The following is a 25,718-nucleotide window of genomic DNA, read 5'->3' as shown; positions in this document are numbered from 1 at the left end:
GAGTACCCCCGCGCGCCGACTCCAGTCAGGGGTGGCAGGCCGCACGGCCTGGGTACCCGGGGCGCATGCCACACGAGAGTCAGGAACCACGCCTGCCCTCCGCCCGGGGGCCGGTCTCGGCAGCCGTGACGCAGTACCTCCGGGGTGCCGGGCCGCTGCCGCGCCCCGAGGAGGTCGCGGGCGCGACCGTGTACGGCGACGACCTCCAGCTGGCCCTGTATCTCTGCTACGAACTGCACTACCGCGGTTTCGAGGGCGTCGCCCCGGACCGCGAGTGGGACCCGGACCTGCTGCGCACCCGCGCCGCGCTGGAGCAGCGCTTCCTGTCCGCCCTGCGCGCGGACACCGTCGTGCACGAGAGCGCGGCGGACGCGCTGGCCGAGATCCTGGTCGAACCGGTCGACGGAACGGGCGTCACCCACTACCTGCACAAGGAGGGCGAGCTGTGGCAGGTGCGCGAGTACGCGGCGCAGCGCTCGCTGTACCACCTCAAGGAGGCCGATCCGCACGCCTGGGTGCTGCCGCGGCTGTGGGGCCGGGCCAAGGCGGGGATGGCGGCGGTGGAGTTCGACGAGTACGGCGGCGGCCGCCCCGACCGCGTGCACGCGCGGCTGTTCGCCGACCTGATGACGGACCTCGGCCTCGACACGACGTACGGCCGCTACCTCGACGCGGCGTCCGCTCAGGTGCTGGCCACGGTGAACCTCATGTCCCTCTTCGGCCTGCACCGATCCCTCCGGGGTGCGCTGGTGGGCCACTTCGCAGCGGTCGAGATCACCTCGTCGCCTGGCTCCCGGCGGCTGGCCGAGGCGATGCGGCGTACCGGCGCCGGGCCGGCCGCCGAGTTCTTCTACGACGAACACGTCGAGGCCGACGCGGTGCACGAACAGGTCGTACGCCATGAGGTCATCGGCGGGCTGCTGGCCGAGGAGCCGCAACTGGAGGCCGATGTCGCCTTCGGTATCGACGCCACCGGGCACGTCGAGGACCGCCTGGCCGCCCGTCTGCTCACCGACTGGCGGGCCGGACGGTCGTCACTGCGCACACCCCTCGCTTCCGAAATACCCTATAGCTCCTGATTGCCGGGGTACCCGGTCGAGGTGAATCCACTGGTACTGCCGCTGGTCCTACCGGGCGTCTACGCCCCTCAGGAGGACACCGCCCTGCTCGCCGAAGCCCTGTCGGAAGAGCCGCTGCCACCGGACGCGGACGTGCTCGACGTCGGCACCGGATCCGGTGCGCTCGCGCTGAAAGCCGCGCGCCGCGGCACCCGGGTGACCGCGGTGGACGTGTCCTGGCGGGCGGTGTGCACGGCACGGCTGAACGCCTGGCTGGCGGGAGTGCCGGTGCGCATCCTGCGCGGGAACCTCTTCGGTCCCGTACGGGACCGGTCGTTCGATCTCGTTCTGACCAACCCGCCGTACGTGCCGGCACCCCTGGGCGCGCGGCTGCCGCACGGGCCCGCCCGGGCCTGGGACGCGGGCCGTGACGGGCGGTTCGTGCTGGACCGGATCTGCCGGGAGGCGCCGCCGCTGTTGCGCCCCGGCGGTGTCCTGCTGATCGTGCACTCCGCGCTGAGCGACCCCGGCCGCACGCTGGAGCATCTGCGCTCGGCCGGGCTGAAGGCGTCCGTGACCCGGCGACAGCGGATCGACTTCGGTCCGGTGCTGCGGGGGCGGGAGGGCTGGCTGCGGGAGCGGGGGCTGCTGTCGCCCGCCGAGGAGAAGGAAGAGCTGGTGGTCGTCCGTGCCGAACTCCCCGTCTGACAAGCCCCGCCGGATCACCGTGCAGCGCCGCGGCCCCCTGCTGGTGGAGGGCCCGGTGGAAGTGGAACTGGAGGACGGCACCACGGTCGCCTCCGACCGCTTCCGTGTGGCCCTGTGCACCTGCCGCCGCAGTCGGCGGTATCCCTGGTGCGACACCAGCCACCGCGACCGCGGCTAGAAAGCGGCGATCGTCAATCGAACCGGCGGAAATTCATCCAGTTGAGTGAACCAGCTCGTGCGGGCGCCGTAGCGGGGATGGTTCGCGCCGCGGCCGGGTAGCTACCGAGATCGAATGCGCCCCTGCCGAGGTGGAGCGGACATGCCGGACGCGGACGACCGCGCCTTCGAAGCACCTGCGGCGAACCCCCATGCCCGCACCCGGGCGGGCGGACGCTTCACGGTGGTCGAGGTCGCGGGCGAGATCGACCTGGCGTCGGCCGGCTTCCTGGTGGAGCACCTGGACGCGGCGACCGCGGGCCCCGAACCGGACGTGCTGGTGGACCTGAGGCGCGTCGACTTCTTCGACTGCTCCGGGCTGCGCGTGCTGTGCCGGGCCGAGACCCGGGCCCGCCTGCGCGGCGGCCGGCTCCGCCTCGTCAGCGACCGGCCGCGCATCCACCAACTCCTGCGGGCATCCGGCCTGTTGGACCGCTTCCCTCCGCTTCCGGACGTTCCCGTGGAGAAGGGGCCGGTGAAGAAGGGGCCGGTGGAGAAAGAAGACGAATGACCGGAGGAATCGGCGGGCGGCCCCACTCCGCCCACCGACCCCCGGTGCGGGATCACAGGTCCCCGTCACAGGGGTACGCACTCCCCTACTGCGGGCCCCCCGGGACGTTCACGGGGACCATGCGATCCCGGTCCCTCAGAACGTGAAGACGCTGTTCCCGTGGAAGCTCTTCACGCACTCGTTGGCGAAGGTGCGCTCATAGGAGACGCGCTGGCCGCGCCAGACACCGTCGACGGTGACGACCACCGGGTCGTACTCCTTGGTGCACAGGACGTCGCCTCTGACCGTCAGGGCGTCGAAGTCCCCGTCGGCGGCGCGCAGTTCCGCGCAGGCGGCGGAGGCGGCCGGGTGGGTGCCGGAGGCGGTCGGGGCACAGGTGAGGGTGACCGCACGTTCCGGGGTGACGGTGGCGGCGGTGTCGCCGTGGCCCAGGGTGAGCACCAGGGCCGAGGGGGCGTAGAACGCGGACGGGGTGGTGGAGTGTTCGGCGAGGGCGGCGCCTGTCAGGGGTCCGCAGACTGCGGTGGCCGTGAGGCCCAGGGTCGCTGCCCAGCGCGCGGTGTTCCGCATTGTGTGCATCCTTCCGCTTCGGTTCGACGAGATGTCGGTACGCCGCGATCCGACTCGGTCGGTGCCGGTGCGGCGAGCGCGAGTCTGCCGAGTCCGGCACCGGAACTCACATCGACCCCACGGGTTTCAGTAACCTTGTGTATTGAATCAGTGGCGTGAAGTAACGGAATTCGAACGTTTCAACCCGGGAATCGCGCGGTTCTTGATCGCCCTTTCCGGCCGGATGGCCCGATCCCCCCGCCATTTAATAGTCCTGAAACATTCCGCTTCAGCCGTGAGCGCACTTCCGGTCCGCCCCTTGCACTGGAGGCGCAAGGGAGTAATGGTGATTACATGATTACGACTGAGCAGCAGGAGAAGCTGCGCGGCTGGTTCGCCGGCCGCGTGCCGGACGACCTCTTCGAGGCGCTGGTCGAGGTGACGGCCGACCGCGAGGAGATCACCGTGATCGGCCGCATCCCCGAACCCCGGCTCGCCGAGGACGTCTCGGCCGCCGAGCGGGAGGCGGCCGTGCAGGGCCGGGTCCAGGAGTTCCGGGAGCGCACCCGGGAGACGCGCATGGAGGTGGCACAGGAGGCCCAGCACAAGTTCCGCCGGAAGGTGTCCTGGGGCGTGGAGTGCGGCGGGGAGCGGGTCCTGTTCACCCATGTGGCGGCGCCCGTGATGACCCGGCTGCGCCAGCCCGAGCGCCAGGTCCTCGACACCCTGGTGGCCGCCGGTGTCGCCCGCAGCCGCAGCGACGCCCTCGCCTGGTGCGTCCGCCTGGTGCAGCGCCACACCGACGACTGGCTCGCCGAACTGCGGGACTCCCTCGAACACGTCCAGCGGGTGCGGGCCCAGGGACCGGACGCCGAGCCGGAGGAGCCCGCGGCGGACGGTGAGTGACCGGAAGGCGGATGAATCGTCCAGTCACGCCCCGAAGGATGGATGAACCGTCCTCTGGTGCGGATCTTTCGCACGGCCTTACGGTCGGCAGATCCCCAAGAGGACGGCATCCGTTCGCATCCCTCACCCCGGCGACAGCGAGCGGCCGTCCTCGCCCCCGCGCCACCACGCGCTCCACCGCCGTCCCCTCGCGGTGCTGTACCTGGCGATGCTGCGGCTGTTCCCCGAACCGCGGGCCGTCTACGGCCCCGAGGGCGCCCGGCTGGCCCGGACCGTCGACACCCCGGTGCCGCCGATCACCGGTCCCGGTGCGCCGGCCGGGGAGACGGCTCTGCCGGACCCCTCCACCACGTCACGGGCATGACCGACTTCGTGACCGGAGGCGGGCGCCTGGCTCCGCGTGGGCGCGGTTCGAGACGGCGGCGGACGTCGTCGACGAGGCCGCGCCCCTCGATCTGCGCGAGGCCGTCCCGGACGGAGGCCGCCTCCTCGGCGAATTCCCCGCCCCCTACGTCAGGTGCCTGCTCGGCGGCGCCGAACCGATGCCCGCGTCCCGCACAGTCTGCCGCCGGATCCTGACGCCCTCGTCCGCTCCGGCGGGCGGACCTGCGCCTACTCGCCGGTATCGTCGGGGCGACGCTGCTCGACGAGGAGAGGCGGGGCGGTACTGATGGGCAAGCACTGGGCGGACTTCCAGTACGAGATCTATCTGAACGGGATGTCGGGCGCGGTACCGCGCCTGCCCACCGATCTGACCCGGCTGGAGGAGCTGACCGAGCAGCGGCTCGGCCCCGGCCCGGTCGGCTATGTGGCGGGCAGCGCGGGCGACGGCAGTACGGCCCGCGCCAACCGGGCCGCTCTGGAGCGCCGCCGGATCGTGCCGCGCATGCTGCGGGACGTCCACGAACGGGACCTGTCCGTCGAGGTGTTGGGCCGTTCCCTGCCCGCGCCGCTGGCCCTGGCACCGGTCGGCGTGCTGTCGATCATGCACCCGGACGCCGAGCCGGCCGCCGCCCGGGCCGCCGCCGCGCAGGGCGTGCCGTACATCCTGTCCTCGGCTTCCAGCACGCCGATGGAGCAGGTCGCCGAGGCGATGGGGGACGCCGAGCGCTGGTTCCAGCTGTACTGGCCGAAGGACCCCGAGGTGGCCCGGAGTTTCCTGAACCGGGCGAAGGCGGCCGGGTTCACCGCGCTGGTCGTCACGCTCGACACGCCACTGCTGTCCTGGCGGCCCCGCGACCTCGACCAGGCGTATCTGCCGTTCCTGCACGGTGTGGGCACCGCCAACTACTTCTCCGACCCGGCCTTCCGGGCGGGCCTGGCCAAGCCGGTGCACGAGGATCCGAACGCGGCGGTGATGCACTTCGTCGGCATGTTCGCGGATCCCGCCAAGACCTGGCCGGACCTGGCGTTCCTGCGGGAGAACTGGGACGGACCGATCGTCCTCAAGGGCGTTCTGCATCCGGACGACGCCCGGCTCGCCGCCGATGCCGGGATGGACGGGGTGGTGGTGTCCAACCACGGCGGCCGTCAGGTGGCCGGGTCGGTCGCGGCGGCCGACGCGCTGCCGCGGGTCGCGGCAGCGGTCGGCGACCGCCTGACCGTCCTGTTCGACAGCGGCATCCGCACGGGCGACGACGTCTTCAAGGCCCTCGCCCTGGGCGCCCGGGCGGTCCTGGTCGGACGGCCGTACGTCTACGGGCTCGGACTCGACGGCCAGCCGGGCGTCGAGCACGTGATCCGCTGTCTGCTCGCGGAGCTGGACCTCACCCTGGCCCTGTCCGGACACGCCACCCCGGCGACCGTCGGCCCCGCCGACCTGGTGGAGGGGCCGGCATAAGGCCGGACAGACTCCGGCACTAGATACGGTCCGACAGCCCCACCACCCGCGCGCCGGGATTCTGCGTCCCGGTGTCCGACAGCGAGCCGGGGGTGGCCGTCGACGCCGGGTCGGTCAGCCAGCGTTGCCCGGGGGAGCCGTCGCGGACCTTGACGACGATGTCGGCGCCCGGGTCGTCGGTGGTGGAGGTGAGGGCGAGCTGTTCGTCCCAGCGGGGCAGCAACTCGCCCTGCACGGTGAGGTCGTAGCGCACGTCGTCGGCCCGCCTCGTCCTCTCCCCGGCGCAGGTGCCGAGGATGACCACGCCGGCGTCGGCGTGCGAGTCGAGACACAGGTCGGGCTCCGCCACGCTGCGCAGCAGCCCGTCGCTCTCGTACGTCCACTGCTGTGTCGGGGCGGACGAGCAGGCCGCCAGCTCGGTACCGGCCCCGGGTTTCGGTTCGCCCGTGATGTCGAGGCACAGGTCGGCGGCGACGTTGCGCAGTCTGGTGCGTCCCGGCACGGTGGGGAGCTGGGCGGTGCCGGAGGACGCCGTCGGCGGGGCCGGGGTGTCGGCGCCCGGGGCCGCCCCGACGCCGCCGGTCGCGCTGGTGGAGGCGGCCGGGTCGACGCCGTCCTCGTCCGACCACAGGCCGGCGACGAGCGTGGTCGCGAGCAGCCCCGCGGAGGCCAGGCCCACACCGGTCAGGAGCGTCCTGGAGGAGCGCAGCCCCACGCCCGGGAGCCGGCGGCCGGGCGTCGGGATCCCCGGCAGCAGTCGACGGCGTCCGCCGCCGTGCCGGGAGGAACCGCGTGGGCGGGGCTGCTGCTGCGTGCGGGCCGGACGGGTCTCCAGATAGCGTCGGCCGCCCCAGCCGAGCACCGCCTCGGCGAGCAGCATCCCCAAACCGCCCTCGAAATGGCTCAGTTGTTCGGCGGCGTTTCGGCAGTGGCGGCACTCCCCCAGGTGTTGCCGGACATCCGGCAGCAGGGCCCCGCCGCGGCGAATGGGAACGTCGAGGAGACGGTTGTAGAAGCGGCAATCCTTGGTCGGCGCGAGTTCCCGATGGGCATGTACACATCCTTCGCGGAGTTTTTCACGCGCTTGTTCGAGAGCCGCCGACGCGGTGTCGGTATCCATGCCGAGGAGAGCGGCGGGGACGGCAATACCCTCCGCCTCGACCTCGACGTGCCACAGCAAACACCGGGCGAGTCCGGGGAGCGTATGGAATGAACGCTCCGCCAACTTGCGATTTTCCGGCGTCAGTGACTTGGCCGCGCGCATACCACGACCTCCGGAGGGTTTCCCCAATTCCGGCAATACCGCCGATATGTACTCCTCGGCCGACCACTGTCTGACGGTGTCCCGCACTGTCACGAGTAACCGCGGGCGCAACGCCACGGCCGGCTCGCCGAGGGTGAGCCGGTCGAAGACCTGGTGGAAGGCGGCGGCGGTGACCATCGAGGCGGTGTCCTCGGGCGAGGCCAGGCAGATCGCCGCGTACTCGTGGACCGGCTGCCAGTGCCGCGCCATGAGCAGGGCGACGGACTTGCCAACCTCGACGTCCGGGCGGCCTCTGAGCGCGGCGCCGAGGCTCTCGTCGGATTCTTCGGGGACCCCGCCTGCCGGAGGATAGGGAGGGCGAGGGGGGTGGGGGGTGGGCACTGAGCGGATTCCTTCCCACGCGCATGGGGACACAGAAGTTCTGGTCGCCGGAAAGAAGCCCGGACCGGCGCTCGCCTTTCGGGCGCGAGCGTGAGGAGCGTGAATTCTCCGGCTTCCGTCCGTCCCGGTTCCCCACGGGACGAATGCGAGCCGGCCCTTACCCCCCACACCGGTTCTTCACCCTTGCACAGTCACTCATGACCAACAAGGCACTTGGGAAACATCCACACCATTGAAAGAAAGTCAGATACGGCGACGGGACGGCGGCAACTCACCGAGCCGGTACCGGCTTTCGCCCTCGCATGCGCCCCGTGTGATTCACGCGCACATACCGGAGCGGTACGCACGCTCCCGGCACACCCGGCCGCGCAGTGCACTGGAACCGGCCTTTTCCTCGGAGGCCCCGCGCAGAACGGCGGCTCTTCTGCGCGCAGTCGGCCGCCGGCCCCGTTCCTCCCGCCCTCGGCCGGCGGCCCCGGGGCGGACGGCGGATCCGCGCCCGGGAGCCTCAGATCTGCCAGGACCGCAGCCGGTCCGCCGCGCCGTACACGTCCGCCTTGCCGGAGATCAGGTCGCGGGCGAGGTCGACAAGGGCGCCGTAGGGCGGGTCGATGCCGACGCCGCTGACGAACATGTACGCCACCGCCGTCGCGCAGGCGAAGCGGGCGTTGGCCGACGGCAGCGGCTTGAGCAGGGCGAGGGTGTGCAGCAGGGCGGCGGCCCGCCAGGCCGGGTCGGAGTCCACGCCGAGGCGGGGCGGGTCGACGCGGTGCCGGGCGACGGCGGCGACTAAGGCGGAGAAGTCGTTGATCGTGGGCTGGTCGGGCAGGACCTCTTCGTGCCGCTGGAGCAGCCAGGGCACGTCGATGTGAACGACGGGAGCCATGGGTCAGGCGACCCGCCCCTCGCCCTTGGCGGCCGGTTCGTCGTCCGGGAAGGCCTCCGCGAACTCGTCGGCGTGGGCCGCGAAGAACCGGCGGAAGGCCTCCGCGCCCTCCTGCAGTGCTCGGTGCCGGGCGATGTCGGCGGCGGCCGCCTCTCGCACGAGGGCCTTCATGGACGTACCCCGCTCCTTGGCGATCTGCCGCAGGTCCTCTAGCTCGCGGTCGCTGAACTCCACGTTGAGAGCTGGCATGTCTTCACGGTACCGCGCGGGTACTTACTCGTAAATATCCCCAGGTCAAGCAAGTAGTTCAGCGGTACCGGAGGGGTACCTGGCGGCGGCCCGGGGGTGAGGCGTGGGTCACATTCCACCGGCCTCATGTCACATTCCGGCACCCGCCCGCCGTCGCAGTGGTGAGCGCGCCACCGGGGAGGCCCACACATGTCCGAGCACACCGTTTCCGACCGTTCCGAGACCGGCGGGCCGCCGGGCGATGCGACCGGTGTGTTCCTCGGGCATCGGGAGCTGTTGTTCGGCGTGGTCTACAACATGCTGGGCAGTGTCGCCGACACCGAGGACGTGCTCCAGGAGACCTGGCTGTCGTGGACGGGGCGGCGCGGCGGCGCCTCGCTCGACGGCATCGACAATCCCCGGGCGTATCTGGTCCGTATCGCCGTCAACCACGCGCTGGCCCGCCGCGCCGCGGTCAGCCGCCGCCGGGAGACGTACGTCGGTCCGTGGCTGCCCGAGCCGTTGGTCGCGGGCGAGGACGGCGGGGCCGAGGATCCGGCGCTGCGCACCGAGTCGGTGTCGCTGGCGATGCTGGTGGTGCTGGAGTCCCTGACGCCGCTGGAGCGGGCGGTGTTCGTCCTGAACGAGGTGTTCGGGTACGCCCACACCGAGATCGCGGAGATCATCGACCGCACCCCGGCGGCCGTACGGCAGCTGGCGCATCGCGCGCGGGGCCATGTGCACGCGCGGCGGCCGCTGCACCGGGCGCATCCGAGAGTGCGGCGAGAGGCGACGGAGCGGTTCGTGCGGGCCGCGCTCGGCGGGGACATCGCGGCGCTGATGGAGATCCTGGCGCCGGACGTCACGGTGTGGACGGACGGCGGGGGCCTGCGCAAACCGGCGGGACTGCGCCCGGTGCACGGCCGGGACAAGGCCGTCCGCCTCATCACCGGCTACGCCGGCCGGCGCACCCCGCAGAACCTGGACCTGCGCTACCGGCGCGTCAACGGCGACGACGCGGCCGTGCTGTTCGAGGGCGACTCGCCGTACGCGGTGATGGTCATGGACCTCACCCCCGAGGGCGACCAGGTGTCGGGGGTCTACATCGTGACCAACCCCGAGAAGCTCACGCACGTACACCGGGAGGAGACGTGACAAGCAAGGGCGAGCGGGTGGCCGACTGGTTCGACGGCCGTCTCGGCATCCACACCCTCGGCAGGCGGTACCTGCGCAAGGTCTTCCCGGACCACTGGTCCTTCCTGCTCGGCGAGATCTGTCTGTACAGCTTCGTCGTCCTGATCCTGACCGGCGTGTGGCTCACGCTCTTCTTCCATCCGTCGATGAACGAGGTGACGTACCACGGCAGTTACACCCCGCTCAACGGCGTCCGCATGTCCGAGGCGTACGCCTCCACGCTGGACATCAGCTTCGACGTGCGCGGCGGGCTGCTGATCCGGCAGCTGCACCACTGGGCGGCGCTGGTCTTCGTGGCCGGGATGTTCACGCACATGATGCGGCACTTCTTCACCGGCTCGTTCCGCAAACCGCGGGAGATCAACTGGCTGTTCGGCTGGTCCCTGCTCTTCCTCGGCCTGTTCGAGGGCCTGTTCGGCTACTCGCTGCCGGACGACCTGCTGTCCGGGACGGGCCTGAGGTTCGTCGACGGCGCCCTGCTGGCGGTCCCGGTCGTGGGGACGTATCTCTCGATGTTCCTGTTCGGCGGCGAGTTCCCCGGCGACGACATCGTGGCCCGCTTCTACTCGCTGCACGTGCTGGTGATCCCGGGCATCATGGCGGCGCTCGTGGTGGCTCATGTGCTGCTGGTCGTCTACCACAAGCACACCCAGTTCGCGGGTCCCGGGCGCAGCGAACGCAATGTCGTCGGTGCCCCGTTCTTCCCGGTGTACATGGCGAAGGCGGGCGGCTTCTTCTTCCTGGTCTTCGGGGTGCTGGCGCTGATCGCGGCCGTGGCGTCGATCAATCCTGTCTGGGCGTACGGCCCCTTCCGCGCCGACCAGGTCTCCACGGGCGCCCAGCCCGACTGGTATCTGGGTTTCGCGGAGGGACTGGTGCGGGTCATGCCGGGGTGGGAGATCACCCTGTGGGGCCACACCCTCGTCCTCGGTGTGCTGATACCGATCGTCGTGTTCCCGCTGCTCCTGTTGTTCATCGGCGTGTACCCGTTCCTGGAGGCCCGGATCACGGGCGACAGGCGGGAGCACCACCTCCTCGACCGCCCGCGCAACCGGCCCGTCCGTACGGCGATCGGCGCGGCCTGGATCAGCGCCTACCTGATCCTGCTGGCGGGCGGGGGCAACGACATCGTGGCGACCCGTCTCCATCTGTCGATCAACACGGTGACATGGGCGGTCCGCATCGCGGTGTTCGTCGTTCCCGCGGTCGTCTTCGTCGTCACCCGGCGCATCTGTCTCGGGCTCCAACTCCGGGACCGGGAGCTGGTGTTGCACGGTCGTGAGACGGGCGTGATCAAGCGGCTGCCGCACGGCGAGTACGTCGAGGTGCACCAGCCGCTCGACCAGGCCCGGCTTCACACCCTGACCGCCCATGAGCGGCCGGGGGAACTGGTGGAGCGTGAGCGCGTCAGCCTTGATCCGCCGCGAAGGACGCCATCCGGGTCAGGGCCGAGTTCCAGTTGATGGTGTGCTCGTTGGTCGACCAGGACTGGATGTCGTCGATGTAGCAGAACTGGCCGACGCAACCCTGGAGTTTGCTCTGTGCGTAGGGGTCCTGGATGCTCGAGTTCGGTCCGCCCGCGAGGGTTCCGTCGGGCGGGGCCGGGTGGCTCGGGTCGAGCTGGCGGGCGTACCAACGGCTGTGCTGGTTGTGGGCGTTGACCTCGCCGTAGCCGGTCACGTACGACATGTTCAGCGCGTTGCGGCCGAGGACGTAGTCCATGCTCTGGACGGCCCCGTCACGGTACTTCGAGGCGCCGCTGATGTCGTAGGCGGTGGCGATGACGACGGCGTTGTGCAGGATCTGGTGGTTGGAGCCCCAGTCGTAGAGGTTGTCAGCGGGGGCGTAGGGCATGCCGTAGGGATGTGACGTCAGGGTGGTCAGGTAGCGGTCCGCGCCCTTGATCACGGACTGGCGCACCTTGTCCCGGCCGGGCAGCTTGCTCGGGACCGTCGCGAGGTCGAGGCGGGCCGCTGCCGCCGTCCTGGCCCAGTCGTAGCCGAGGGGGCCGAAGATGTCGGCCGTGTGGACGGGCGAGGCGAGGACGTGGTCCGCGAAGGCCTTCTCTCCCGTGGTGAGATACAGCTCGGCCGCCGCCCAGTAGAACTCGTCGGTGGCGTCGGTGTCGGCGTAGGCGCCGCCGCCGATGCCGTCGTCCGGGTCGGCGTACCTCTCGGGGTGGGCGAGGGCGGCCGTCCAGGCCTTGCGGGCGGCGGCGAGGGCCTTCGCCGCGAAGGTCTTGTCGTAGGGCCGGTAGAGGCGGGCCGCCTGTGCCGCCGTCGCCGCCAGGTTGAGCGTCGCCTGGGTGCTCGGCGGGTGCAGTTCGCGCTTCTGCGGGTCGTCACTGGGCAGCAGCGGCAGGCCGGTCCACTGTTCGTCGTGCATCTTGTGGTGGGCCATGCCGGCCAGCGGCTGTCCGTCCGGCACCTGCATCTTCAACAGGAAGTCCAGTTCCCAGCGGACCTCGTCGAGGATGTCCGGCACCTTGTTGCCGCTCTCGGGGATGGCGAGCGAGCCGTCGCCGAGCTTCGCCGGCTGTCCGGTGCGGGCCGTCAGGGCGCGCTCGTGGGTGCTCAGCAGCTCCCAGGTGGAGATGCCGCCGTTGACGACGTACTTGCCGTGGTCGCCGGCGTCGTACCAGCCGCCGGTGACGTCGAGCGTGTAGTCGCAGACGCCGGGCTGGCAGGGGACGGCGGAGTCGCCCTGGTTGGGCGGCACGTCGACGTGGCCGGCGGGGCGGGCGTAACCCGGGCGCAGGTCGTCGCGGATCGCGATACCGCTGCGCTGCGTGTAGTAGTACTTCGCGGCGTCCAGGCGCAGCTTCTCGTAGGCGCCCGTGCCGATGTCGAAGGGCCGGCCGGTCTCGCCGTCGGCGACCAGGGTGAAGCCCGTGCCCTGCTTCTTGTAGGCGCCGAAGTCGATCGAGTGGACGTTCTGCCCGGAGGAGGCGTCGGTGCCGCGCGGCACGGTCCAGCCCCGGGCGACGACCGCGCCGGTGGAGTTCTTGAGCTGCCAGGGCAGTTTCGTGGTCGCGTCGGTGACCAGTGTGGCGTTCTTCGGGCCTGCCGGCAGATAGGCGACCTGGTTGACGCGCACCCGGGGGCCGGTGTCGGGCTCGTAGACCTCGGGCGGCACCCCGCCCAGCAGGGACACGTCGTCCATGCAGAAGCGGAACGGGTCGGCGCCGCCGCCGAGTTGGAAGCCGACCTGCCCCTGGGCGGTGTCGACGGGCGAGGTGAAGGTGTAGGAGTACGAGTTCCCCGACACGCTCAGTTGCGGGGTCACCTCGAAGTAGGTGTCGTACGGCGCCGCCGACAGGCCCACGATCGCGCGCACGGCATGTCCGTCGGGCGAACCGTTCGCCGTGAAGGCGAACCTGTACGACTCCCCCTTGACCAGGGTGAGGTCGTTCTGGCCGACGGCGGCGTCCCAGCGGTTGGCGGTGCCGCCCGGCACGTCCGCGCAGAGCTGTCCGTCGGACAGGGCCGCGGTGACGTTGCTGGTGGTCCACCAGGGGGCGGTGGTGGTGTCGAAGGTGCCGTTCTTGACCTGTTCGACCTCGTCGGCGGCGGCCCCGGAGGCGGGGAGGCCCACCAGTGCCGCCCCTATCAGGGCCGTCAGGGAGAGCAAGGCGGTTCTGCGTCGTTTCACGTCTGGGCTCCTCGGGGGAGGTGCGGGTGACGCTCGTCGTGGGAGCGCTCCCAGATGCGGACGCAGGCCATGTTTGTGCGATACATGACACCGCGTCAACGGTCCGGACGGGACTGGCACCCGTCCGGACCGCTCCGGGAGCCGCTCAGCCGGCCGGAACCTCCAGCCTGCTGATGCGCACCGCGCCCCGGGCCTCGCCCGGATGGCTGCTGGTCAGGGTGAGCCGCAGACGCGAGCCGCGTACGGCGTCGAAGGTGACGACCGTCGGTTCGCCCGAGACGGCGGCCCAGTCCACGGCCGCTCCCTCGACCGGCACATACGCCTTGCCGTCCCACACCTCGGCCACCACGGAGGCGGGCAGGCTGTGGGTCGTACTCAGGGTGAAGGAGACCTCCACGCGGTCGAAGGTGCGGGTCCGCCCGAAGTCCACGCAGACCCAGTCCTCGGCCCTGGCACCGTTGACCGCGGGCAGCAGGGCGGTGGCCGCCTTGGTGAAGGCGTTGGACCAGCCGGTGGCCGGGTCGCCGTCGAGCATCGCGGCGGGGAGGGTGTCGGGGCGGCCGGAGTAACTGGCGTCCGCGTGGGGGTGGTTCACGGGCGCCGGATGGTCGGGCCCGAAGGGGGCCGCCGGGGTGGTGGCGGCCGACCGGGCGGGCGTGGCCCGCACGCTCACGGTGTGCGACCGCAGGCCCTCCACCCGTGCGGTCACCTTCACGGGCCCCGGCTCGGTGCCGGACCGCACGATCGCGAGTGCCTTGCCGTGGAAGGCGGTCCGGGTGCTCGCCTGGTAGCGCTCGGCGCTCTCCTCGCGGCCGTTGTCGAGACCGGCGAGGGAACCGCCCCTGACCTCGAAGGAGATCAGATGCTCGGCGTCGGGCACGATCACCCCGCGGGCGTCCACGATGTCCGCGGTCACGAAGGCCAGTGAACGGCCGTCGGCGGCGAGGGACCCGCGGTCCGCGGTGAGGCGTACGGCGTGCGGCTTCCCGGCGGTGCGCAGGACGTCGGTGGCGACCACCTTGCCCCCGCGGCGGGCGACCGCCTTCAACTCGCCGGGCCTGTACGGCACTTTCCAGGTCAGGTGAAGCTTGCCCGCGCTGCCGTTCGGGCTGGTGTAACTGCCGGGGTAGGGGCCGTCGGTGAAGGTCTTGTCGTCACCGGTCGCCTCGGTGGTCTCCAGATACGCCCGGCCGTCGGTGGTCTTCTTGGTGTCGAACCGCCGCATGCCCAGCGACCTGCCGTTGAGGAACAGCTCGACGGTGTCGACGTTGGAGTACGCCCACACCTCGACCGTGTCCCCGGGCCGGTGGTTCCAGGTCATCGGCAGCAGATGGACCATGGGCTCGCTGACCCACTGGCTCTGGAACAGGTAGTACATGTCCTTCGGGAAGCCGGCCGTGTCGACCGCGCCGAAGAAGGACGCCTTCACCGGGAAGACGTCGTAGGGCGTGGGCTCGCCGATGTAGTCGATGCCCGACCACAGGAACTCCCCGGTGAACCACTTCCGGTCCCGGTCCTTCTTGTGCCCGTACTCGCCGCTCATGGTCCAGGAGGCGAGGTTGTTGTCGTACGAGGAGGTCGCCCGCTTGCCCGGGGTGTGGTTCTCGCCGGTGTTGAGGCGTTCGGGCTCCTGGTAGGTGCCGCGGGTGGAGGTCTCGGAGGACGACTCCGACTCGAAGAGGAACAGGTTCGGGTACCGGGCGTGCAGGGCGTCCACCGACTTGGCGGTGTTGTAGTTGAGCCCGAGACCGTCGAGCTTGGAGAGGATCAGGTCGCCCGGGGAGCCCACTGCGGGCACGGTGCGGTGCCGGTGGGAGCCGATCACGACCGGGCGCGTGTCGTCGGACGCCTTGACCGCGGCGATCAGCCGGTCCGCCATGGCCAGGCCCGAGGTGGAGGTGAACTCGGAGATCTCGTTGCCGATCGACCACATGATGACGGCGGGCGAGTTGCGGGCCGCCAGCACCATCTCGGTGATGTCCTTGTCGGCCCACTCGTCGAAGAACCGGCCGTAGTCGTAGCGCGTCTTGGGGCTCTTCCAGCAGTCGAACGCCTCCACCATCATCACGATGCCCAGCTCCTCGCAGACCTCGATCATCTCCGGGGAGGGCGGATTGTGGGAGGTGCGGAAGGCGTTGACGCCCATCGACTTCATGATGGTCATCTGTCTGCGGATCGCGTCGATGCTGACGGCGGCACCGAGGGCGCCCAGGTCGTGGTGCAGGTCAACGCCCTTGATCTTGGCGTAGCGGCCGTTGAGGTGGAAGCCCTCGTCGGGGTCGATGCGGAAGGTGCGGATGCCGAAGGGGGTGCGGTAGGTGTCGACCGTCCTGCCGCCGACGCGGATTTCGGTCTCCAGGGTGTAGCGGTGGGGTGAGGCGAAGTCCCAGAGTCTGGGTCGAGTGACGGTCAGTTCGTGGGTCTCGGTCGCCTCGGTGCCTACGGTGACCGTGGTGACCGTGCGGGCCACCGTGCGGCCGGCCGGGTCCTTGATCAGCGAGCGGATCTCGACCTGGCTCGCGGTGCCGGTCTCGTTCAGCACGGAGGTCCGCACCCGGACGAGCGCCCGCTCTCCGGTGATGTCCGGCGTGGTGACGTAAGTGCCCCAGCGCGCCACGTGCACCGGGTCGGTGACCACCAGGCGGGCCTCGCGGTAGATGCCGCTGCCGGAGTACCAGCGGCTGCTGGGGAGCCGGTTCTGCACCTTGACCGCGATCACGTTCTCGGTGGTGCCGTCGGTGTGCACCAGGTCGGTCACGTCGAAGGCGAAGCCGGTGTAGCCGTAGGGGTGGCGGCCCACCTCCGTGCCGTTGCAGTGGACGTACGAGTCCATGTAGACGCCGTCGAACTCCACCGATATCCGCTTGCCGGCCAGGGCGGGCGGCAGCGTGAAGGCGAGGCGGTACCAGCCGAGGCCGCCGGGGAAGAACCCGGTGCCGCTGGTGGTGCCGTGCTGCGTGGTCGGGGCCAGCTCGATGCTCCAGTCGTGCGGCACCGCGACCTCGCGCCACGCCGAGTCGTCGTAACCCGGCGCGGCGGCGTCGGCGTATTCACCGGTCGGGTCGGTGATCCCGCCCGGATCGACCAGCGCGAAGCGCCAGCCGTCGCGCAGCACGACCGTCCGGCGACCGGACACGCCCTGAGCGGCCTCGGCGGCCCAGGCCGCCGGGGTGCCCAGGAGCGCGCCGGCCGCCGGCGCTGCCGCGGAGGCGAGAAGAAGCGATCTGCGAGTGACCGTCATGGCGGCTCTCCCTCATTAGGGCCCAGAAGTACTCACAACTGATCGTGAACAAACAGATTCTGACGGGGCGCCACGCGCGCCCGTCAAGGGTGCGGTGAGCTGCTTCTGCCCCGGGCGTCACAACGGCCGGATTTCCCCCTTGACCACGGCTCGAAGGCGGCCACCGCCCGCACTGCGGTTCCCCGTCCGCGCGCGAGCGTGACGCACTAGGCTGGGACCGAAGTGGCGCGCCTGTTCACTGTGAGTGTCCGCGATGGAGTGGCGACGATGAGCCCGGTGTATCCGATCGACGATGCCGCGACGGCGCGGGCTGTCGTCGACGACGCGGGCACGGTGGTCGAGTGGAACGAGGGCGCCCGCCTGCTCCTGGGCCGGCCGGCCGCCGAGGTCGTGGGCCGCTCCGCCGTCGAGCTGCTCGCCGACCCGGGCGAGTTCCCCAAGCCGGACAAGACCCGCTGGGACGGGACCCTCCTGCTGCGGCACGGCAACGGTTCGACGGTGTCGGTGTGGCTGCTCGCACACCACAGACAGCCCGAGGCCGGCCCCGGCCACTGGCTCGTGGTCACTCCGCTGGCGGGCGACGGCCCGCACGCGCCCGACGACCCGCTGGACCGGGCCGAGCTCGTGCAGTCCCCCTGCGCCGTCGCGATCTACGACGAGCGGCTGCGGCTGCGCCGGATGAACTCCGCCATGGCCGAGGTGCTCGGACTGCCCGAGGAGCGGGTACGGGGGCTGCGGGTGCCCGAGATGAGCGGCAGACCGCAGAGCGAGGACATCGAGCAGCATCTGCACCGCGTGCTCGCCACCGGCCGGGGGCACGACGTGCGCAGCTACGTGCCGATCGGCGGCGACGGCCGGATGTACGCCTGGCTGGCCCGGATGGCGCCGATCACCGACACCAAGGGGCGGGTGCGGGGGGTGTGCGTCGCCGCCCACGACTTCACCGACCAGTACCTGGCCCGGGAACGGCTCCAGCTGGTCAACGAGGCCAGCGTCCGCATCGGCACCACCCTCGACGTCACCCGAACGGCTCAGGAACTGGCGGACGTGATCGTCCCCGCCCTCGCCGACTTCGTCAGCGTCGACCTGCTGGACCCGCCGGAGGCAGGGGGCGAGCCCTTCACCGCCCGGCTGACCGCCCCGGTCAGGCTGCGCCGGGCGGCCCACCAGTCCGTGAACCCGGGCACCCCCGAGGCAGTGGCCAAGCCCGGCCAGGTCGACCTCTACCCCGCGCCCTCGCCCCAGGCCGACTCCCTCGTGGTGGGCCACACCATCGTGGCGTCGACCCAGACCCGCGACATCGCCGAGTGGCTCGCCTGGGACCCCGCGCGCAAGGACCGCATCAAGGAGTACGGCATCCACTCCACGATGTCCGTGCCGATCCAGGCCCGCGGCCAGACCCTCGGCGTGGCCGTCCTCACCCGGTTCCGGCGGCCGGACCCGTTCACCCCGGACGACGTGCTCCTCGCCGAGGAGGTCACGGCCCGGGCCGCCGTCTGCATCGACAACGCCCGCCGCTACTCCCGCGAACGCGAGACCGCCCTCGCCCTGCAACGCAGCCTGCTGCCCCGTTCACTGGCGCGCACGGCGGCCGTGGAGGCGGCCTCGCGCTATCTGCCGGCGGCCCGCGCGGGGGTGGGCGGCGACTGGTTCGACGTGATCCCGCTGTCCGGGATGCGGGTCGCGATGGTCGTCGGGGACGTCGTCGGCCACGGCATCCAGGCCTCGGCGACGATGGGCCGGCTGCGCACCGCCGTACGCACCCTCGCCGACATCGACCTGGCCCCGGACGAGCTGCTGACCCACCTCGACGACCTCGTCGTACGGCTGTCCACGGAGGCCGGCAGCGAGGGCCGCCCGGGTGAGGTCGGCGCCACCTGTCTGTACGCGGTGTACGACCCGGTGTCCCGGCGCTGCACGATGGCCCGGGCCGGGCATCCGGCGCCCGTCATGCTCCCGCCGGGCGGCGCGCCCCAGGAGGTCGACGTGCCGCCGGGGCCGCCGCTCGGCCTGGGCGGCCTGCCCTTCGAGTCCGCGGAGCTGGAGCTGACCGAGGGCACCGTGCTCTCCCTGTACACGGACGGGCTGATCGAGACCCGGGAGCGGGACGTGGACGCCAGCCACGCCCTGCTCTGCGAGGCCCTCGCGGTCCCGTCCTCCTCGCTGGAGGAGACCTGCGACCGCGTCCTGCACGGTCTGCTGCCGGCGGGCGGCGCGCTGGACGACGTGGCGCTGCTGCTGGCCCGCACCCGGGGGCTGCCCGCGTCCCAGGTCGCCACCTGGGACATCCCGGCCGACCCGGCGCTCGTCGCCCCGATCCGCAAGCAGGTCGTCGGCCAGCTCGGCCGATGGGAGCTGAGCGAGGCGGCGTTCACCGCCGAACTGGTGGTCAGCGAACTCGTCACCAACGCGATCCGGTACGGCTCCCACCCCATCCGGCTGCGCCTGATCCACGACGACACCACGCTGATCTGCGAGGTGTCCGACACCAGCCACACGGCCCCGCACCTGCGCCGCGCCAAGACGTGGGACGAGGGGGGCCGGGGTCTGCTCCTGGTGGCCCAGCTCACCCAGCGCTGGGGCAGCCGGCACACCACCGACGGCAAGACGATCTGGTCGGAGATCAGCCTCACCGACGAGGAGTGAGCGGCGCACGCTTCAGGAGGAGGCCGACAGCCAGGGCCGGACCTGCCTGCGGGCCTCGTGCAGCCGCGACTTGAACGTGCCGAGCGGGACGCCCGCCCGTTCGGCGGCCTCCGCGTACTCCAGCTGGCAGATGTCCCGGTACACCAACGGCGCGACCAGCTGCGGGTGTTCGCGCTCCAGCCGCTCCAGCGCCTCCAGCAGGTCGACGCGGGATCCGGCGATCACGCTGGTGGTGCGCGGGTCGACGTACTGGGCGGCGTCGATCGGCGCCGGCTGTTCGGCGGCCCGCCGCCTGAGCTCGCGGTACTTCTGGCGGGCGCAGTTGGCGACGACGGTGTAGAGCCAGGTGCTGAAGCGGCTGCGGCCCTCGAACGTCCCGATCTTCCGGGCGACTTGGAGGAGCACGTCCTGCGCCGCCTCCTCCGCGTCCTCCCGGCAGGGCAGGAACCGCCCGCAGCGACGCAGGACTTCGGGCCGGATCGCCTCCAGCAGCTCGTCCAGCGCGCCCCGGTCGCCCGCGGCCGCACGCCGCGCGAGGTCCTCGGTCGGTGCCGCGTCCGGCACGGGCTGCTCCCCTCGGGACGGGTTCGGGGCGGATCCCCGGCGGTCCCGGCGTATCCCGGGCGGATCTCGGCCCAGGCATGATAGTCGTATGCACTCCGTCGAGCGGATCGGGCGCTACCGCCTCGAACGGCGCCTGGGAACCGGCGCGTTCGGCACGGTCTGGCTCGCCCACGACGACGAACTCGACGCGCCGGTGGCCGTGAAGGTCCTCGCCGACAACTGGTCGCAGCGGCTGGACGTGCGCGAACGGTTCCTGTCCGAGGCGCGGATGCTGCGCCGGGCCGGGTCCGAGCGGGTGGTGCAGGTCCACGACCTCGGTGAACTTCCGGACGGCAGGCCGTACTTCGTCATGGAGTACGCCGACGGCGGCACCCTCGCCGACCTGCTCGCCGCCGGTCCGCTGCCCGTGCCCCGGGCGCTGCGGCTGACGGCGCTGGCCGCCCTGGGCGCCGCCGCGCTGCACGAGGCGGGGATCGTGCACCGGGACATCAAGCCGACCAACGTGCTGCTGGCCGGCGCCCCGGACGGCAGCTCCCGGGTGCTGCTCGCCGACCTCGGGCTGGCCAAGAGCCTCGCGCAGGCCTCCGGCCTCACCCAGGCGGCGGGGTCGGAGGGATACCGGCCGCCCGAGCAGGCCGAGCCCGGCGCGGGCATCGACGAGCGCGCCGACGTGTACGGCCTCGGCGCGGTCGGCTACCACCTGGTCACCGGCACGGTTCCGGGCCCGCCCGGCAAGGTGGTGCGTCCGGACCGGCTGCGTCCGGGCCTGGATCCGGGTGTCCGGCGCGCCCTGATGCGGGCGCTGCACCCGGACCGGGAGCGGCGCTGGCCCGATGCCCGGGTCTTCGCCGGGGAGTTGGAGCGGCTGGCGTCCCAGGTGGGCGGCCGGCCTCGCCGCGTGTCCGCGAAGGCCGTCGCGCCGGCCTCGGTCGTACTCGCGGTGGTGGCCGCCGGGGTGACCGCCGCGCTGGTGAGCCGGTCCTCCGGGGACACCGACGTACGGGTCGAGGACGCGACCGGCCGGATCGTCGCCGAGGTACCCGGCGCGTGGGGGCGGCAGCTGCGCGACTCGGGGTGGGATCCGCGGGTGCTCGGTCTGCCCGCGGGGCAGGAGCCTGGGCTCGTCGTCGCGGACCGCCTGGACAGGTGGCAGGACCTCGGCGCGGACGTGAACGGCGTGTTCGTCGGCCTGAGCGAGCGGGGCGACGTCACCGCCCCGGTCGCCGGCCTCGCCCACCCCGGCTGCCACTACGACGGCGCCCGCGCCTACACCGGCCGCGTCTGGCACGGCAGGGTCCGCGGCTGGAGCGACTGCCCGGGCGGCGGGTCCGTCACGGAGGCCGGCCTCACGTCGGCGGACGGCGGCGGACAGCCACAGGTGTATGTGCAGATCCGGCAGAGCGGCGGTGCGACCGCGACCGACCGCGTCCTGGATTCCGTACGGCTGGGAAACCGCCGTGATTCCCTGGGATGACGGGCGAACTTTTCCGTCCCCGGCCGCATCGGACCTCAGTGACGGGGCACAGGGCGCCGTACGCACGTGTGCCACGCGTGCGAGGAGTTTCCGGGAGTGTGGACAGACATGGCGAAGACGTCCCAGGGCGTGCCGCGGGCGGCCCGGCTCGCCGGCGCGGTCGCGGTGCTCGGCCTGCTGACCGCCTGCGGCGGCGGTGACGGCACGGCGAGCCCGCCGCAGAAGGTGGCCGGCACGGCCGCGCCCGCGACTGAGGGCCGTACGACTGCTTCGGCCGCCCCCGCCGATCCCACGCCGAGTCGCGTTCCCAGCGGGTCCGCCGCCCCGCCCACCACTTCGCCCCCTGCCTCGCCCACGGCCGAGGACTCCCCCACCGCCGTGAGCACCCGCTGCCACACCTCCGAGCTGCACGCGTCCGTCGGGCGCAACGACCCGGGGGCCGGGCAGTGGAACTTCCCGGTCGTCCTGACCAACGCCTCCGACCGGACGTGCACCGTGCGCGGCTATCCGGGCGCCGCCTTCCTGGACGCGACCGGCAAGCAGCTGGGCCCGGACCCGAAGCGCTCCGCGGACACGCCCGTGACGGTCACGCTGGCGCCGGGGAAGAGCGCCTGGGCCGGGCTGTCGTTCTCCAGTCCCGAGGTCAGCGGGGCGCGGGCCGCCACTCCCGCGTCGCTGCTGGTGACCCCGCCGGACGAGCGGGACCCGCTGAAGGTGGCATGGACGGCGGGGCGGGTGCCGGTGTCCGGCAACGCGTCCTCGGTGTTCCTGACGGTGTTCGCCGCCGGGACGGCCCCCTGAGCGGCCGCCTGTCGGGATCCTCGCCCGACTCTTACCGTCGCCTGCTTCGATGGCCGGGCAGCATCTGATCACGTTCCGAAGGATCCGCCCTGAACACCCCGCTCGCCGAAGCCCTGTCCGTCGCTCTGCTCGTCGCCGTCCTCGCCTGGGCCGTCCTTCGCCCCAACGGATGGCCGGAGGCGGTGCTGGCCGTCCCGGCGGCGGGAGCGGTGATCGTGACCGGGGTGATCTCGCCGGCTCACGCGCGGGCGGAGGCCGAGCAGCTCGGGCCGGTGATCGGGTTCCTCGCCGCGGTGCTGGTGCTGGCCCACTTCTGCGACGTCGAGGGGCTCTTCCAGGCGTGCGGGGCGTGGCTGGCCCGTCGGTCGGCGGGCTCGCCCGGGCGGCTGCTGGCCGGGGTGTTCGTGCTGGCGTCGACGATCACGGCGGTGCTGAGTCTGGACGCCACCGTGGTGCTGCTGACGCCGGTGGTGTTCGCCACCGCCGCCCGCATGGGAGTCCGGGCCGGGCCGCACGCCTACGCGTGCGCGCACCTGTCGAACACGGCCTCGCTGCTGCTGCCGGTCTCCAACCTCACCAATCTGCTGGCGTTCGCGGCGAGCGGGCTGAGCTTCACGCGGTTCGCGGCACTGATGGCGCTGCCCTGGCTGGTCGCGATCGGCGTCGAGTACGCGGTCTTCCGGCGCTTCTTCGAGCGCGACCTGGACGAGGTCACCCACTCCCCCGTGACCGCCGAGACGCCGGAACTGCCGCTGTTCGCGCTCGTCACGGTCGCCTGCACGCTGGCGGCCTTCGCGGTGACCTCCGCCCTCCACGTCGAGCCGGCCTGGGCCGCGCTGGCGGGGGCACTGGTGCTGGCGGGACGTGCCCTCGTCCGGCGGCGGGCCACCCCGCTCACCGTGGTGCGGGCGGCGGCGCCGGCCTTCCTGGCGTTCGTGCTCGCGCTCGGCGTCGTCGTGCGCGCGGTGGTCGACAACGGCCTCGCCGACGCGCTGCGGCACGCGCTGCCGGAGGGGACGGGACTGGCCGCACTGCTCGGCATCGCCGCCCTGGCCGCCGTACTGGCGAACCTGATCAACAACCTGCCCGCGGTCCTGGTCCTGCTGCCGCTGACCGCCTCGGCCGGCCCGGGCGCGCTCCTCGCGGTGCTGCTCGGGGTGAACATCGGGCCGAACCTGACCTACGCCGGGTCGCTGGCCACGCTGCTGTGGCGGCGCATCGCGCACGGGCAGGGGTACGAGGTCGGGCTCAGGGAGTTCACCCGGCTCGGTCTGCTCGCCACGCCGGCCGCGCTGGTGCCCGCCGTGGTGGCGCTGTGGGCCTCGCTCCAGGTCGTCGGGGCCTGAAGCGTCCGGTCGCCGTCGCGGGGCGGGTCAGTTGCCGTAGCCGCCGTAGCCGCCGTAGCCGCCGTAGCCGTACCCGGGCCAGCCGCCGTACTGGCCGCCGTCCTGGCCGTTCCCGGAGCAGTAGTACGGGTTGTAGTAGCAGTTCCCGTTGGTGGGATACGGATACGTCGGCGTGGGGGCGGGCGTGGGCGTGGCCTGGGGCGTCGACGGAGTCGCGGACGGCGTGGGTGTGGGCTTCGGGCTCGGTGTTCCGGTCGGCTCGGGCGCCGGCCCGGGCACCCTCGACAGGGTGCTGTCCGCGCCCCAGTTGACCACCTCCATCTGGAGGTCGGTCTTCGAGGTGTCGATCACCCAGCGCTGCGCGGGGCTGTCGTCGCGGGTCTTCACGACCAGCGAGCCCGCTCCGTCGGTGGCGGAGGGGCTCAGGGCCAGATCCTGGTCCCAGCGCGGCACCAGCATGCCCTGGAGGGTGAAGTCGTAGCGGATGCTCTTGTCGGCTGCCTTTTCCGCGCCCGTGCACAGGGCGAGCCGCACCGAGTAGCCGAGGTGGGAGTCCAGGCAGAGATCGGGGGCGTCCGCGTTGCGCAGCAGCCCGTCGGCGTCGTACGACCACTGCTGCGAAGGCTCCGCGGAACAGTCGGTGAGCTCGGTCTCCGCGTCCTTGACGGCCTTCGCACCGACCACGCCGACGCACAGCCCGGACGCCACGTTGTGCAGCCGGCCGCGCATGGTGCCCTGCTCGCCCTCTCCGGAGCCGGCCCAGGACGGGTCGGAGGTCGCGGTGCCCGTGTCGGGGGCGTCGGACGTGCGGCCGTCGTCGGCCTGGGAGTTGTCGTCGGAGGAGCCGAGGGAGGACCACAACGCCAGCGGGAGGACGATCAGCCCGCTCACGGTCAGGACGGCCGCGGTGAGGTTGCGGCGGGACGAGCGGCGGGCGGCCTTGTGGGCGGAACGGCGGGAGGCGGGGCGCGGGCCGACCCGGGGTGCGGAGGTCGGACGCGCGGGCGCCTCGAAGGCCACACCCGCGACGGCGGGTGGCCGGGCGTCCGGCGCCGGGACGAAGGCCTCGCCCGGGGCGGCCGGGGGCTGGGCCGGCGTCGCGCTCATGAAGGACTCGCCCACGACGGCCGGGCGCTGGGCCTGCGCTTCCTCGGGAGCGTGGTCCACGTGTGCGCGCGCCTCCCGATAGGCGTGCGCGCCCCAGCCGAGCACCGCCTCGGCGAGCGCGCCGCCGAGGCCGTGGTTGAACTGGTGCAGCTGGTCGGCGGTGTGCCGGCAGTGCTTGCACCGTTCCAGGTGTTCGCTCAGGTCGGCGTCGAGGCCGGCACCGCCGCGCCGATAGGTCACGTCCAGCAGCCGGAGGTAGTGACGGCACTCCTGCTCGGGAGCGAGTTCGCGGTGGACCTGGAGGCACTCGTCCCGCAACCGCTCGCGGCCCCGCTGCATTTCGATGCCCGCGTCCTCCTCGCCCAGGCCCAGCAGTGCGGCGGGCATGCCGAGCGGTTCGGACTCGACCTCGGTGTGCCACAGCAGACAGCGGGCCGACTGGGGCAGCCGCTGGAACGCCCCGGACAGCAGGCGGCGGTTGGCCGGCGGCAGCAGGCGGGCGGCGATGCGGTCCCCGCCGCCCTCGGTTCTCAACTGCGGGTGCAGCAGCTCGCGTCTGCCGTCGGCGTCCCATTCCGCCGCTATCCGGCGCACGGTGACGAGCAGTTGGGGCCGCCAGGCGGAGGTCGGCCCGTTCTGGCGCAGCGTTTCCCCGAAGAGCCGGGTGAATGCGGCGGTGGTGAGCATTCCCGCGGGGCGGGCGCCGTCGGTGCACAACCGTGCGTAGGCGAAGGCCGCTTCCCAGTGCCGGTCCAGGAGTTCACCGACCGGTTGGAGCGCCGGTGTCGCCCCGCTCCACTTCTTGAGCTCGGCGCTCAGTTGCTCGTCCGTGGCGTCGGAGGGACGAGCGGGAGTCGGGGAATTCGACAGGCCTGCGTCTTTCACAGCGGCATTCCTCCGAGGGCGTTCTGCACAAAGTCCATACCAATGGGTATGCGGTGCCGCCGACGAGGCGCCGGGGTCCGTCCGCACAGGGTTCGGCATCTCGAACGCCCGCCAGGGGAAGCTCTTTTGGAGCATGAGGAGCGCACGGGAGAGGCCTCGTGCACACGGCAAAGGGAGATTGTCCGTGCGCCGACCAGGCCACCTTTGCACAGGTCAACGAGGCGTAACAAGTCGTCCCGCGGTTTTGTGCATTGTGTTCGGG

At 72.0% G+C, this 25,718-nt stretch carries 20 protein-coding genes and 1 pseudogene; 13 read left to right on the top strand and 8 right to left on the bottom strand.

What is annotated here, in order from left to right:
- The first annotated feature begins 65 nt into the window (after positions 1 to 65).
- The 4 genes from QFZ76_RS44210 to QFZ76_RS44195 all read left to right on the top strand — a co-directional run bounded on the left by QFZ76_RS44210 (position 66) and on the right by QFZ76_RS44195 (position 2,493).
- Entirely contained in the window at positions 66 to 1,079 is a 1,014-nt protein-coding gene (locus QFZ76_RS44210; protein WP_307678976.1) for an iron-containing redox enzyme family protein, read from the top strand.
- 21 nt (positions 1,080 to 1,100) lie between these two features.
- Positions 1,101 to 1,766, top strand: coding sequence for a HemK2/MTQ2 family protein methyltransferase (locus tag QFZ76_RS44205; protein WP_307678975.1), 666 nt, complete (start codon positions 1,101 to 1,103; stop codon positions 1,764 to 1,766).
- Positions 1,747 to 1,944, top strand: a complete 198-nt coding sequence (locus QFZ76_RS44200; protein ID WP_307678974.1) for a CDGSH iron-sulfur domain-containing protein — start codon at positions 1,747 to 1,749, stop codon at positions 1,942 to 1,944. Before QFZ76_RS44205 ends, QFZ76_RS44200 begins: the two co-directional genes overlap by 20 nt.
- A 141-nt stretch (positions 1,945 to 2,085) precedes the next feature.
- On the top strand, positions 2,086 to 2,493 hold the full coding sequence (locus QFZ76_RS44195) for an STAS domain-containing protein (RefSeq protein WP_307678973.1): 408 nt from the start codon (positions 2,086 to 2,088) through the stop codon (positions 2,491 to 2,493).
- Between the two features lie 135 nt (positions 2,494 to 2,628).
- Here the strand turns inward: QFZ76_RS44195 and QFZ76_RS44190 are convergent, their stop codons facing one another.
- Positions 2,629 to 3,063: a protease inhibitor gene (locus QFZ76_RS44190; protein ID WP_307678972.1), complete on the bottom strand. Its 435-nt coding sequence runs from the start codon at positions 3,061 to 3,063 to the stop codon at positions 2,629 to 2,631.
- Positions 3,064 to 3,396: 333 nt separating this feature from the next.
- Here QFZ76_RS44190 and QFZ76_RS44185 point away from each other — a divergent pair, with 333 nt between their 5' ends.
- From QFZ76_RS44185 to QFZ76_RS44175, 3 genes and pseudogenes are all read left to right on the top strand, one after another.
- Positions 3,397 to 3,948: a hypothetical protein gene (locus QFZ76_RS44185; protein ID WP_266451178.1), complete on the top strand. Its 552-nt coding sequence runs from the start codon at positions 3,397 to 3,399 to the stop codon at positions 3,946 to 3,948.
- 190 nt (positions 3,949 to 4,138) lie between these two features.
- Positions 4,139 to 4,312, top strand: a pseudogene (locus QFZ76_RS44180) (cytosine permease); the annotation flags it as partial.
- A 306-nt stretch (positions 4,313 to 4,618) separates the two neighbouring features.
- Positions 4,619 to 5,788, top strand: a complete 1,170-nt coding sequence (locus tag QFZ76_RS44175; protein ID WP_307678971.1) for a lactate 2-monooxygenase — start codon at positions 4,619 to 4,621, stop codon at positions 5,786 to 5,788.
- Between the two features lie 19 nt (positions 5,789 to 5,807).
- On the opposite strand, the gene QFZ76_RS44170 is transcribed toward QFZ76_RS44175, so the two are convergent.
- From QFZ76_RS44170 to QFZ76_RS44160, 3 genes are all read right to left on the bottom strand, one after another.
- Positions 5,808 to 7,433 carry an RICIN domain-containing protein gene (locus tag QFZ76_RS44170; RefSeq protein ID WP_307678970.1) on the bottom strand — a complete coding sequence of 542 codons (1,626 nt, stop codon included), beginning with the start codon at positions 7,431 to 7,433 and terminating at the stop codon, positions 5,808 to 5,810.
- Positions 7,434 to 7,941: 508 nt separating this feature from the next.
- A complete protein-coding gene (locus QFZ76_RS44165) occupies positions 7,942 to 8,319 on the bottom strand; it encodes a toxin Doc (RefSeq protein WP_307678969.1) in 378 nt (125 codons plus the stop codon).
- 3 nt (positions 8,320 to 8,322) lie between these two features.
- The gene (locus tag QFZ76_RS44160; protein WP_307678968.1) at positions 8,323 to 8,568 is read right to left on the bottom strand and encodes a hypothetical protein; all 246 of its coding nucleotides are present in this window, start codon (positions 8,566 to 8,568) and stop codon (positions 8,323 to 8,325) included.
- A 189-nt stretch (positions 8,569 to 8,757) separates the two neighbouring features.
- Between QFZ76_RS44160 and sigJ the strand changes: the two genes are divergently transcribed.
- Both sigJ and QFZ76_RS44150 read left to right on the top strand, forming a co-directional pair.
- A complete protein-coding gene (gene sigJ / locus QFZ76_RS44155) occupies positions 8,758 to 9,702 on the top strand; it encodes an RNA polymerase sigma factor SigJ (protein ID WP_307678966.1) in 945 nt (314 codons plus the stop codon).
- A complete protein-coding gene (locus tag QFZ76_RS44150; protein WP_307678964.1) occupies positions 9,699 to 11,204 on the top strand; it encodes a cytochrome bc complex cytochrome b subunit in 1,506 nt (501 codons plus the stop codon). Before sigJ ends, QFZ76_RS44150 begins: the two co-directional genes overlap by 4 nt.
- Here the strand turns inward: QFZ76_RS44150 and QFZ76_RS44145 are convergent.
- Together QFZ76_RS44145 and QFZ76_RS44140 are read right to left on the bottom strand one after the other, a co-directional pair.
- Positions 11,149 to 13,392, bottom strand: coding sequence for a glycoside hydrolase family 9 protein (locus QFZ76_RS44145; protein WP_307678963.1), 2,244 nt, complete (start codon positions 13,390 to 13,392; stop codon positions 11,149 to 11,151). The two genes, QFZ76_RS44150 and QFZ76_RS44145, sit on opposite strands and share 56 nt — an antisense overlap.
- Positions 13,393 to 13,537: 145 nt before the next feature.
- Positions 13,538 to 16,633, bottom strand: coding sequence for a glycoside hydrolase family 2 TIM barrel-domain containing protein (locus QFZ76_RS44140; RefSeq protein ID WP_307678962.1), 3,096 nt, complete (start codon positions 16,631 to 16,633; stop codon positions 13,538 to 13,540).
- A gap of 267 nt (positions 16,634 to 16,900) precedes the next feature.
- On the opposite strand from QFZ76_RS44140, the gene QFZ76_RS44135 reads away from it, so the two are divergent.
- Positions 16,901 to 19,279: a SpoIIE family protein phosphatase gene (locus QFZ76_RS44135; protein ID WP_307678961.1), complete on the top strand. Its 2,379-nt coding sequence runs from the start codon at positions 16,901 to 16,903 to the stop codon at positions 19,277 to 19,279.
- Positions 19,280 to 19,291: 12 nt separating this feature from the next.
- Here QFZ76_RS44135 and QFZ76_RS44130 read toward each other — a convergent pair whose 3' ends face one another.
- On the bottom strand, positions 19,292 to 19,843 hold the full coding sequence (locus tag QFZ76_RS44130; RefSeq protein WP_307678960.1) for an RNA polymerase sigma factor: 552 nt from the start codon (positions 19,841 to 19,843) through the stop codon (positions 19,292 to 19,294).
- A gap of 88 nt (positions 19,844 to 19,931) precedes the next feature.
- On the opposite strand from QFZ76_RS44130, the gene QFZ76_RS44125 reads away from it, so the two are divergent.
- The 3 genes from QFZ76_RS44125 (at position 19,932) to QFZ76_RS44115 (ending at position 23,464) form a co-directional block, all read left to right on the top strand.
- Entirely contained in the window at positions 19,932 to 21,317 is a 1,386-nt protein-coding gene (locus QFZ76_RS44125) for a serine/threonine-protein kinase (RefSeq protein ID WP_307678959.1), read from the top strand.
- Between the two features lie 108 nt (positions 21,318 to 21,425).
- The gene (locus QFZ76_RS44120; RefSeq protein ID WP_307678958.1) at positions 21,426 to 22,118 is read left to right on the top strand and encodes a DUF4232 domain-containing protein; all 693 of its coding nucleotides are present in this window, start codon (positions 21,426 to 21,428) and stop codon (positions 22,116 to 22,118) included.
- Positions 22,119 to 22,207: 89 nt separating this feature from the next.
- Entirely contained in the window at positions 22,208 to 23,464 is a 1,257-nt protein-coding gene (locus tag QFZ76_RS44115; RefSeq protein WP_307680308.1) for an SLC13 family permease, read from the top strand.
- A gap of 27 nt (positions 23,465 to 23,491) precedes the next feature.
- Here QFZ76_RS44115 and QFZ76_RS44110 read toward each other — a convergent pair whose 3' ends face one another.
- Entirely contained in the window at positions 23,492 to 25,456 is a 1,965-nt protein-coding gene (locus QFZ76_RS44110; protein WP_307678957.1) for an RICIN domain-containing protein, read from the bottom strand.
- Between the last annotated feature and the right edge of the window lie 262 nt (positions 25,457 to 25,718).

The organism is Streptomyces sp. V4I2 (assembly GCF_030817655.1).
GTDB classification, from domain to species: domain Bacteria; phylum Actinomycetota; class Actinomycetes; order Streptomycetales; family Streptomycetaceae; genus Streptomyces; species Streptomyces plumbiresistens.
Note: the sequence above shows the minus strand (reverse complement) of the source record. Positions and strands in the feature narration are given on the sequence as shown.